Origin of the sequence: Kiloniella sp. EL199, assembly GCF_900313065.1 — a bacterium.
GTDB lineage: Bacteria > Pseudomonadota > Alphaproteobacteria > Kiloniellales > Kiloniellaceae > Kiloniella.
On sequence record NZ_OMPU01000003.1, the window covers coordinates 1 to 10,225 of the forward strand.

Below are 10,225 nucleotides of genomic sequence, written 5' to 3' on the forward strand. Positions count from 1 at the left end.
GTGTATTAGTTGCCGGACCAATCATGGCTTGCCTTATTTATGATATGTTTGGAAGTAAAACTTTTAGTGAACTTAATTACCGTTTAACTAGAGCCTAGATCGTCCAAAGCTACTTCGGCATCTTTGGTAATTTCAACGCTAACAAACCCACTACCACATTCGATGTCTGCTGGTTTACCCCAGTTAAATACTTCGAAGGCTGTTGCCCCATATCGAGCAGCAACTTCAGTTAAATCTGTTTGCTCCAAAAGAGCTGCGTAAAGTATTTTTAAACAGATTTCTCGAGTTAAACTATTCTCACTTGAAGGATCATTTATTTGCCGAACCATATTCTTTTCCCTTATAAATCAACTAAGGGAAATATAAACGATAGATAAAATCTAGGGTAGGTGCGCCTCGGCAGACGCTTACTACTTAAATATTCTACAACAAATTTCTGCTGAGTATAACAAAAGGGGCCTCGATTTGAGGCCCCTTTTGTTATGGTCTTGTTTCTTATTCCTTGTGGGCAGACTGACTATTCCTGACCCGGAAACTTGCCGTCATCGGCTGCTTTGCGTTTCGGATCGCGTCCTCTGCGCCTGCGGCCACCGCCGGTTTGTTCTGTCGGTTTAGCCCCCAAAGGACCAGCTTCATTCATCTCTCTCGCACCGTTGGAGATTTCCCCCAGACGCGAGATGATTTCATCGAGGCTTGGTTTTGGCCCACGTGTATGATTATCCAGTGCTTTACGCATGTGTTTGACGTGATTTGGAGATGTCCCACAGCAACCACCAATAATTTTAACGCCGGAATCAACGGCAATTCTTGCATAATCAGCCATTAATTCTGGGGTGCCGGTGTAGCGAATGGCGCCATCAACATATTCGGGAATGCCACAGTTACTTTTTGACACTAGAACATCGCCTTCTTGAGCGCACATTGCCATGTTTTGGAGAGCTGTAACCATTTCTGATGCGCCGACACCACAGTTGGCACCATAGGCGACGGGTACTGTGGATAGCTCTTTGACGCGTCCGGCAAAGTCGCCGGGGGTAAGACCCATCATGGTACGGCCATTGGTGTCAAAGCTTAGTGTTGTGACAATTGGTAAGCCTGTTTCACTGCATGCTGTAACGGCTGCTTCCAGTTCTTCCGGTGCAGAAATTGTTTCCAGCCAAAGAACATCTGCGCCAGCCTCGGCCAGTGCAATGGCTTGTTCACGGAATGCCGCAATGCCTTCTTCACGTGTCAATGAACCAACAGGTTCAAATATATCACCTGTAGGGCCCATCGATCCGGCAACAACAACGGGACGGCCTGCTTCATCAGCAACACGTTTGGTGATTTTGACTGCAGCAGTGTTTATCTCTGCAACGCGATCTTCTGCTTTGTGAAGCTTAAGACGGTTTCGTGTGCCGCCAAAAGTATTGGTGAGAATAATGTCAGAACCAGCATCAACAAATGATTTTTGCAGATTATAAATTTTTTCAGGCTCATCGAGGTTCCATAGTTCAGGCGCATCGCCGGTTTCCAGACCCACTTCAAAAAGGTTGGTGCCTGTTGCGCCATCAGCAAGAAGCCAGTCGCGTGTTTTTAAGAGATCTAGGAATTTATTGGCCATGGTTACTCGCCGCACAAAATTGAGATTAGTATCTACTGAGGAAACTATGCTCTTTTTATAGGTGACGCAAGCTATATCAGGATTTCTTTATATAGTTTTTTGAATTTGAAAGGTTATGCTTTCACAAAGAGATACAAGATCGTGAAGTTGTTGAGACATAAAAGTGACATTTTTATTTCGCTATGGGTGGTATTTTCCACAAAAAAAGTATAGATATATGCTGCTCGCGAAAAATTTCCCCGCAGCTTTGATTTCTATTTTCGGTTTTTTACTCACCGAAGGGGCGAATACGAGCACCGTACAAGGGTTGGAAAATAATTAAATGTCGAGTTTAAAAGACCGAAAGATTGGCGCTGGCCGATCTGCTACAGTCTATCTGGATCATCTTCCGGATGGTCGGGCGACAGCGCGTAAGATATTTGTTGGTTCTACGTTGGCTGGCCTTGTTCACAATGTGATTTTTGGCGCAAACAACCCTTATATCTGGCATCAGGGATCAATCCTCGAAGCTGCCTGTCGACGTCGTGTTCTTTCCGCCCTTATGAAACTTTGGCTGCCCGGTAAACTTCGTATCGCTGAGATTATTTCTGTATCATGGAACGAAGAATTCCGAGCCAATGAAATTACCATGGAATTTATCGATGGGCGTGCACCATCGCTTCACCACCCATATTCTTCTTTGAAAGAAACGGAAATTCGGGATCTTGTTGAAAATGTCATGAAGCCTCTGCAGGGATTACTTCTCGATGCAGGGTTTGATGGTCTTGCCTGGCAAGCCGGATATGGTAATCCCGTCGCGACCAGTAACTTCCTGTTAGAAACGACTGAAGCGGGTGAAAAGCGCTGGGTCTGGGTTGATCTGGAATCTGGTGTGCCTGCGTTGTTCCCGGCGAATCCCAAACTTCTATTCACCTATTATCTACAACGTACATTGGTGAATGGTCGCCCGCTTTATGATGACGTGGATGTACCAAAACTTCGTGATTACATCGCTGAAAACAAAACCGCACTCCTTGGGGTAATGAGTGAACAGGAATACGAAGCATTTTGTGTTGATGTGTCCGGTCTTATTCATAAGCCCGATGACTGGCGTTTCATGTCGCGTCTGCAACGAAGCATTCAGGCGAAGTTTGCACGTGGGAAAATTTCCGAAGAAGAAACACATTATTACAAGAAGCATCCGTTGCGCTGGTATGCTCGACAAGCCAAAGAAGGCTTGCATAAAGCTATCGGAAAAGTGGGCTCTTTGCTGACAGAGAGCAAGCTGATCAAACAGCTTGGAAACCTGATGCCGAAGATTAAAGCCTTTATGTTACTGCCGTCCTATCGAACACAGTTGAGTCGATTACTGGTTGGACGCAGCATCGAGGATTGGCAGAAACGTCGTCAGCTTACCGAGCAGGAAGCCGATGTTTTGAAACATGAGATGGAAAACAGCGAAAGCAGTCTTTACATCACCGACTTTGGCGTCTTGATGGCGCTGAAACCATTTGTGAAGGTCACCACCCTTGTTGTTATCTTCGGTTTGGGGGCTTTGGATGTTATCGGCCTTTTTGGTGGAATCATAGGATATCTAAGTGGTGGTGTGATTGTACGCACGATCTATACGACTTGCCGTATAATTGCCTCTACTGCCCGGGGAACAAGCCGACCATGGTTTGCACTTCTCCTTGGGTTTATACCGGTTATTGGGAACGCTGCTTATCCTCTACAACTGTTGTACGAGGGAACCCGCGGCGGGAACGGTGTCGCAAAGTTCATTATTTACGATATCATGGCAAGGCTTGGCCGTGCCGTGCCGATCTGGGGTGGTCCGGACACCTTGGTGGAACATAAAGCCAATAGCATTGGTGATCTGTTGATCCGCAATCGTAATGCTTTACCAGAAGCTGCCGAGTAAAGAAGAGCCAACCTAACAAAGATCTATATTATAGAGTTTTTAAAATGGCCATCACATAATTGTGGTGGCCATTTTCGTATCTCTTTTGTTTATTCGATGGTATTATAGTCTATATGATCAACTTATGCGGTAGTCAGTGTCGTGAGTGATCACCAGGTTCTTGGGGCGATGCAACAGGAGCAATAATGTTCAGCGTGCTTAACTGGCGTTTGGTTTTTGCATTTCTAGGATGGTCTTTGTGGGCTGGGCAGTGCATTTCTTTCAACAATGCTGCGCAGGGCAAAACGGGATCTTACTGCCCGGATCGTTGGAATGCGGGTCAGTTTTTCCTGAAGAAACTTTTCGAACGCCATAAGATCTGTCGCGACAACTTTAAGCAAAAAATCCTGACTGCCGGTCATCAGGTAACATTCCACAACTTCTTCAAATTTATCTATTTCCTCTTCAAACTGCTTCAGGTTCTCCGACGCCTGTTTTTCCAGTTCAACCGAGACAAAGATGTTGATCATGTAACCCAACTTGGTTTGGTCGACCCGTGCTGTATAACCGGTGATAACGCCTTCGTCTTCAAGCATTTTTACGCGCCGGGCACAGGGAGTGGGCGACAAGCCCACGCGTTCGGCCAGCTCAATAGAACGAATACGCCCTTCCGTTTGAAGGATTCGCAAAATCTTTATATCAATCGCATCAAGTTCCATAAATCACTACTCATGATGTATTTGTTAGAGAAAAATAGCTTATTTTCTTCTTTATCATAATGATTTTGGGAATAATCACCAGTCAGAATATGTCATAATTACTGTCAGAGAGCATGCCCCGAATTATACCCAGAATAACAAGTGTAATTACAACAAGCCGAAATCGGCGGAAAAGGGGCAAGCCTAGGGAGCGACATATGCCAAAAAAAGATATATTGAGAGATATATTGCCGGAGAAAAATAGATGAGTGAAAAGAAGCGGCTCCATCTTCATGTGCCAGAGCCAGAATTCCGTCCCGGAGATACCCCGGATTTCTCCAATGTTACGATACCCAAAGCAGGTTCTGTAAGGCGTCCTGATGTTGATGTTTCGCCTGAAGAGATAAGAGATCTTGCCTATTCTATTATTCGTGTCCTGAATAGAGATGGAGATGCTGTTGGTCCTTGGGCTGATCTGTTGAGTGATGACGAATTGATCAGAGGTTTGCGTCATATGATGACGCTACGGGCTTTTGATGCCCGTATGATGATGGCACAAAGACAGGGGAAAACATCCTTTTATATGCAGCACTTAGGTGAAGAAGCTGTTTCGACTGCTTTTCAATGTGCGTTGGAAAAAGGGGACATGAATTTCCCGACCTATCGTCAGGCAGGTCTCTTGCTGGCGCAAGATTACCCGATGGTCAAGATGATGAACCAGATCTACTCTAACGAAGAAGATCCGCTAAAAGGGCGCCAACTCCCAATTATGTATTCTGAGAAAGAATACGGCTTCTTTTCTATTTCCGGTAATTTGGGGACGCAATATATTCAGGCTGTTGGCTGGGCCATGGCCTCTGCGATCAAAAATGACACCAAGATTGCTGCGGGGTGGATCGGCGATGGATCAACGGCAGAATCAGATTTTCATGCTGCATTGGTTTTTGCATCTACTTACAAGGCACCGGTTATTCTCAATGTGGTAAATAACCAATGGGCGATTTCAACCTTCCAAGGGATCGCGAAGGGGGGATCGGGAACCTTTGCGGCGCGTGGCCATGGCTTTGGTATTCCGGCACTTCGGGTTGATGGTAATGACTATCTGGCTGTTTATGCGGTTGCAAAGTGGGCTGCTGAGCGCGCGCGCTTGAATCTTGGCCCCACGATGATCGAATATGTAACCTATCGCGCTGGTGGGCACTCGACCTCTGATGACCCTGCCGCTTATCGCCCAAAAGAAGAGTCTGATGCCTGGCCATTAGGTGATCCGATTGAACGCCTGAAACTTCACCTGATCAGCAAAGGGATCTGGTCAGAAGAGCGTCAATTGCAGACGGAAGCAGAAATAAAAGACACTGTGCTTGCCGCGCAAAAAGAAGCGGAAAGTCATGGCACGCTCCATTCCGGAGGGTCGCCTTCAACACGTGATATGTTCGAAGATGTTTATAAAGAAATGCCGCCACACTTACGGCGTCAACGTCAGGAAGCGGGGATTTAATTCATGAGCAGAATGACGATGATTGAAGCCATCCGTGATGCAATGGATGTCATGATGGATAAAAATGACAATGTTGTTGTTTTTGGCGAAGATGTTGGTTATTTCGGCGGTGTTTTCCGTTGTACCCATGGTTTGCAGGAAAAGTATGGCAAGAACCGCTGCTTTGACGCCCCGATCAATGAGTCCGGGATTGTCGGCGCTGCCATAGGGATGGCTTCTTATGGCTTGCGCCCCTGTGTTGAAGTCCAGTTTGCTGATTATGTTTATCCGGCCTATGACCAGATTGTCTCTGAAGCTGCGCGATTACGGTATCGTTCTGCCGGTGATTTTACAGCACCTATAACCATTAGAATGCCAACGGGTGGTGGTATCTTTGGGGGGCAAACACATAGCCAAAGCCCCGAAGCGGTCTTTACTCAGGTTTCTGGCCTGAAGGTTGTTGTGCCATCCAACCCTGCCGATGCCAAAGGGCTTTTGATTTCTGCGATTGAAGATGACGATCCCGTTATCTATCTGGAACCCAAACGTCTTTACAATGGTCCCTTTGATGGTCATCACGATCAGCCGGTAACCCCTTGGTCAAAGCATGAGTTGGGTGAAGTTCCTGATGGTTACTACAATGTCCCATTGGGTAAGGCTAAAGTGACCCGCGAAGGGGCTGATGTTACGATTATTGCTTATGGCACGATGGTTTATGTCGCTGAAGCCGCAGCGAAAGAAACCGGGATTGATGCCGAGATTATCGATCTTCGATGTTTATTGCCTCTGGATGAAGAAACAATCATCGCGTCGGTTAAAAAGACGGGACGTTGTGTTGTTGTTCATGAAGCAACGCTGACGTCTGGTTTTGGCGGAGAACTTCTCTCTCGTGTTCAGGAAACCTGTTTCTATCATCTCGAAGCTCCCATTCAACGGGTGACCGGATGGGATACGCCTTATCCACACGCACAGGAATGGGCTTATTTCCCTGGACCGGAAAGAGTTAGCCGCGCGTTAGAACAAGTGATGGAGGCCTGATCAATGGGTGAATATGTAATCAAGCTTCCGGATGTTGGCGAAGGTGTCGCCGAAGCCGAGATTGTCGAATGGGAAGTATCTGTTGGTGATGTCGTTCAGGAAGATGCGGTCCTTGCCGCTGTGATGACAGACAAGGCAACGGTTGAAATTCCGTCGCCAGTCGACGGGCGCATTATTTGGCTTGGGGCAGAGCCCGGGGATGTAATGTCTGTTGGTGCACCCATTATCAAACTTGAAGTTGATGGCGAAGGGAACAATACGGAGGCAAGTAGGTCTGCCATCCAAACTGGGGAGCCAGAGACGGAAAAGTTAGAGAAAAATGCTCCTGAAAAGCAGGAACAGAGTTTTATTGTTGAACCACCAAAAGCAAAGGTGGAGATAGAGAAACCTTCCGGCTCTAAGTTACGTAAACAGTCTGTGGGGCCCGTCAGAGCAGAGGGGGAAAAGCCCGTTGCATCCCCGGCTGTCCGAAAGCGAGCGCAAGATGGGGGAGTTGATCTCCGACAAGTTGCCGGGACTGGACCAGCCGGGCGTATTACTCATGAAGATCTGGATGCTTATTTTGACGGCAGCAGCGTCGCGATTGGCCCCAAAGGCGGTCTTGTTCCAAATACTTCGGTTTCAGAAGTCAGGGTCGTTGGCCTGCGTCGTAAAATTGCGGAAAAGATGTCGATTTCCAAGTCGCGTATTCCGCATATTACGATTGTGGAAGAAGTTGATATGACGGCGCTGGAAGAGTTGCGCGCGACATTGAACAAGAACAGGGCAGAAGATCATCCAAAGTTGACACTCTTGCCCTTTTTGATGCGGGCTTTGGTCAAGGCCGTTGCTGAACAACCCAATCTCAATGCAATATTTGATGATGAAGCGGGCGTTGTCCATCAATACGGCGGTGTCCATATCGGCATGGCAGCACAGACACCAAATGGTTTGGTCGTACCTGTTATTAAGCATGCCGAGGCCAGAGATGTCTGGGGCTGTGCCGCAGAGGTTAATCGCTTGGCTGCCGCATCCAAAGCGGGAGCTGCTACGCGCGAAGAGTTGAGCGGTTCGACCATCACCATTACATCACTTGGACCTTTGGGGGCGATTGCAACAACTCCCGTTATTAATCACCCGGAAGTTGCCATTCTAGGGGTCAACAAAATGGCTGTGCGCCCCATGTGGGACGGGACTGATTTTGTGCCACGTAAAATGATGAATATTTCTTCCAGCTTTGACCACAGGGTTATTGATGGTTGGGATGCCGCCGTTTTTGTGCAGCGTATTAAATCCCTTCTTGAAACACCGGCAATGATTTTTATGGAGGGCTAAGCCATGAAGGAAATTAAAACAAAGCTTCTGGTCATTGGTGCCGGTCCTGGTGGATACATCTGTGCCATCCGTGCGGGGCAACTGGGGATAGATACTGTTGTTATTGAAGCAGGAAAACCCGGTGGCACCTGTTTGAATGTAGGTTGTATTCCATCAAAAGCCTTAATTCACGTGGCGGATGAGTTCGATAAAGTCACTCATTTGTCCGGGGAAAATGCGCTTGGAATTTCAACAACAAAGCCGTCTATTGACCTGGCCCGGACTATGGAATGGAAAGATGGCATTGTCAGTCGTTTGAATTCTGGTGTTGCGGGGCTTTTGAAAAAGCACGGAGTTAAAACGGTTGAAGGCTGGGCCAAGTTTCGAGATGGTAAAACTGTTGAGGTTGCCACACCGACAGGCCCGCAGATTATTCGCGCTGAATATGTGGTAATTGCCACAGGTTCCAAGCCTGTTGAACTGCCTTTCTTGCCTTTTGAGGATAAAGTAATTTCCTCTACCGAGGCCCTATCGTTAACCGAAGTTCCAAAAAAGCTGGCTGTAGTCGGTGGCGGTTATATCGGACTGGAACTTGGAATTGCCTATGCAAAACTTGGGGCTGAAGTTACGGTGGTCGAGGCCGCAAAATCTGTTTTGCCACAATATGATAAAGATTTGGTGCGTCCCGTTGTCAAACGCCTGAACGACCTTGGCATAAAGGTCATGACCAACGCCAAAGCAAAAGGGCTTTCGACAAAAGGTAATTCGTTGCTTGTGGAAAATGGTGGTGGGGCTGATCACAAAATCCCAGCGGACAAGATTTTGGTGACGGTTGGCCGGAAACCCGTCACTGAAGGTTGGGGATTGGAAGAAATTGATCTGCGTATGGATGGTGCTTTCATTCATATCAATGATAAATGCGAAACGTCAATGCGGCGAACCTATGCAATAGGGGACGTTACCGGGGAACCAATGCTTGCTCACCGTGCTATGGCTCAGGGGGAAATGGTTGCTGAAATTATTGCGGGGGAAAAGCGTGCTTGGGATAAAGTTTGTATTCCGGCGGTTTGCTTTACTGATCCCGAAATTGTAACGGCTGGGTTATCCCCGGCAGAAGCAAAAGCACTGGGGCATGATATTAAAACCGATCTCTTCCCGTTTCAGGCCAATGGTCGCGCCATGTCTGCTGAACGCGAAGAAGGTTTTGTGCGTATCGTTGCCCGTGCCGATAATCATCTTGTTCTTGGTATTCAGGCCGTCGGTGCAGGTGTTTCGGAAATGTCCGCAAGCTTTGCACTCGCCCTTGAAATGGGGGCCCGTCTGGAAGACATCGCCGGAACAATCCACGCCCACCCAACACAAAGCGAAGCCTTTCAAGAGGCTGCACTTAAGACGCTGGGGCATGCGTTGCATATTTAATGAACACGCAGTGTTCCTAGGGTGTGAACCCATTTTAATGTCTTGCAGAATATAACTTTTTGTGATTCATAGCTCTCGTTTTAGGGAGTTTTACATGGCCCGATTTGATTTAAGTGATGAAGAGTGGCAGGTTATTGAGCCTTTACTACCGAAGAAAGGTCGCGGGCCAGCCCGTCGTGATGACCGTGTTATTCTGAATGGTATCTTCTATATCTTGCGCACAGGTGCACCCTGGCGTGATCTTCCGGAACGTTATGGCCCTCACACAACGGTTTACAATCGTTACGTTCGTTGGGGTGAGCGTGGTATCTGGAAAGGTATCTTTGATGTGCTGGCAACAGAATGTGAAGACGCTTTGATTTTTATAGATGGCTCCATTGTAAAGGCTCACCGCGCAGCGGCCGGGTCAAAAAAGGGGAACTGGCGGAAGGTATTGGCCGCTCACGCGGAGGTCGCACAAGCAAAGTTCACGTGGCTGTAGATCAGAAAGGCCGCCCGGTCCGTCCGTCTTGCCATTAGTGGTGGTCATGTTCACGATAGTAAATTAATGCCTGAATTTCTGGACTGGGAGGTACCGCCTCTGGCTATTGTTGCCGACAAAGCCTACAGCAGTGGTAAAATCAGACTGGATATCGCTGATGAAGGTGCTTTGGCGGTTATCCCCTCAAAACGAAATGCCAAAAATCCTGCGTGACCTTTGCCCATCACAAAAGAGAGAGGCAGAGGTAATAATTTGCCAAACAGCCGCCAGACATATCCTTTGTGGTGCAGGATAACCTTTTCGCCATCCCATTCATAGGCAAGTTTCCAGCCAATAC

10 protein-coding genes are annotated in these 10,225 nt (G+C 47.6%); 7 read left to right on the plus strand and 3 right to left on the minus strand.

What is annotated here, in order from left to right:
- Positions 1 to 83 precede the first annotated feature (83 nt).
- Complete coding sequence (locus D9A03_RS00685) at positions 84 to 329, minus strand: hypothetical protein (RefSeq protein WP_120495324.1); 246 nt, start codon at positions 327 to 329, stop codon at positions 84 to 86.
- 188 nt (positions 330 to 517) lie between these two features.
- Positions 518 to 1,603, minus strand: coding sequence for a betaine--homocysteine S-methyltransferase (gene bmt / locus D9A03_RS00690; protein ID WP_120495325.1), 1,086 nt, complete (start codon positions 1,601 to 1,603; stop codon positions 518 to 520).
- A 322-nt stretch (positions 1,604 to 1,925) separates the two neighbouring features.
- On the opposite strand from bmt, the gene D9A03_RS00695 reads away from it, so the two are divergent.
- Positions 1,926 to 3,503, plus strand: a complete 1,578-nt coding sequence (locus D9A03_RS00695; RefSeq protein ID WP_120495326.1) for a hypothetical protein — start codon at positions 1,926 to 1,928, stop codon at positions 3,501 to 3,503.
- A 224-nt stretch (positions 3,504 to 3,727) separates the two neighbouring features.
- Here D9A03_RS00695 and D9A03_RS00700 read toward each other — a convergent pair whose 3' ends face one another.
- On the minus strand, positions 3,728 to 4,201 hold the full coding sequence (locus tag D9A03_RS00700) for an Lrp/AsnC family transcriptional regulator (protein ID WP_085904505.1): 474 nt from the start codon (positions 4,199 to 4,201) through the stop codon (positions 3,728 to 3,730).
- A gap of 244 nt (positions 4,202 to 4,445) precedes the next feature.
- On the opposite strand from D9A03_RS00700, the gene D9A03_RS00705 reads away from it, so the two are divergent.
- The 6 genes from D9A03_RS00705 (at position 4,446) to D9A03_RS20240 (ending at position 10,101) form a co-directional block, all read left to right on the plus strand.
- Entirely contained in the window at positions 4,446 to 5,678 is a 1,233-nt protein-coding gene (locus tag D9A03_RS00705; protein ID WP_085900578.1) for a 3-methyl-2-oxobutanoate dehydrogenase (2-methylpropanoyl-transferring) subunit alpha, read from the plus strand.
- Between the two features lie 3 nt (positions 5,679 to 5,681).
- The gene (locus D9A03_RS00710; protein WP_120495327.1) at positions 5,682 to 6,695 is read left to right on the plus strand and encodes an alpha-ketoacid dehydrogenase subunit beta; all 1,014 of its coding nucleotides are present in this window, start codon (positions 5,682 to 5,684) and stop codon (positions 6,693 to 6,695) included.
- A gap of 3 nt (positions 6,696 to 6,698) precedes the next feature.
- The gene (locus tag D9A03_RS00715; protein WP_120495328.1) at positions 6,699 to 8,009 is read left to right on the plus strand and encodes a dihydrolipoamide acetyltransferase family protein; all 1,311 of its coding nucleotides are present in this window, start codon (positions 6,699 to 6,701) and stop codon (positions 8,007 to 8,009) included.
- A 3-nt stretch (positions 8,010 to 8,012) separates the two neighbouring features.
- Positions 8,013 to 9,407, plus strand: a complete 1,395-nt coding sequence (lpdA, locus tag D9A03_RS00720; protein WP_120495329.1) for a dihydrolipoyl dehydrogenase — start codon at positions 8,013 to 8,015, stop codon at positions 9,405 to 9,407.
- 94 nt (positions 9,408 to 9,501) lie between these two features.
- Complete coding sequence (locus tag D9A03_RS00725) at positions 9,502 to 9,888, plus strand: IS5 family transposase (protein ID WP_120495330.1); 387 nt, start codon at positions 9,502 to 9,504, stop codon at positions 9,886 to 9,888.
- 66 nt (positions 9,889 to 9,954) lie between these two features.
- Complete coding sequence (locus D9A03_RS20240; RefSeq protein ID WP_120495331.1) at positions 9,955 to 10,101, plus strand: hypothetical protein; 147 nt, start codon at positions 9,955 to 9,957, stop codon at positions 10,099 to 10,101.
- Positions 10,102 to 10,225: the final 124 nt, after the last annotated feature.

Coding starts and splice junctions, on each gene's coding strand:
- D9A03_RS00685 (WP_120495324.1), bottom strand. CDS start 329: ATGGTTCGGCAAATAAATGATCCTTCAAGTGAGAATAGTTTAACTCGA.
- bmt (WP_120495325.1), bottom strand. CDS start 1,603: ATGGCCAATAAATTCCTAGATCTCTTAAAAACACGCGACTGGCTTCTT.
- D9A03_RS00695 (WP_120495326.1), top strand. CDS start 1,926: ATGTCGAGTTTAAAAGACCGAAAGATTGGCGCTGGCCGATCTGCTACA.
- D9A03_RS00700 (WP_085904505.1), bottom strand. CDS start 4,201: ATGGAACTTGATGCGATTGATATAAAGATTTTGCGAATCCTTCAAACG.
- D9A03_RS00705 (WP_085900578.1), top strand. CDS start 4,446: ATGAGTGAAAAGAAGCGGCTCCATCTTCATGTGCCAGAGCCAGAATTC.
- D9A03_RS00710 (WP_120495327.1), top strand. CDS start 5,682: ATGAGCAGAATGACGATGATTGAAGCCATCCGTGATGCAATGGATGTC.
- D9A03_RS00715 (WP_120495328.1), top strand. CDS start 6,699: ATGGGTGAATATGTAATCAAGCTTCCGGATGTTGGCGAAGGTGTCGCC.
- lpdA (WP_120495329.1), top strand. CDS start 8,013: ATGAAGGAAATTAAAACAAAGCTTCTGGTCATTGGTGCCGGTCCTGGT.
- D9A03_RS00725 (WP_120495330.1), top strand. CDS start 9,502: ATGGCCCGATTTGATTTAAGTGATGAAGAGTGGCAGGTTATTGAGCCT.
- D9A03_RS20240 (WP_120495331.1), top strand. CDS start 9,955: ATGCCTGAATTTCTGGACTGGGAGGTACCGCCTCTGGCTATTGTTGCC.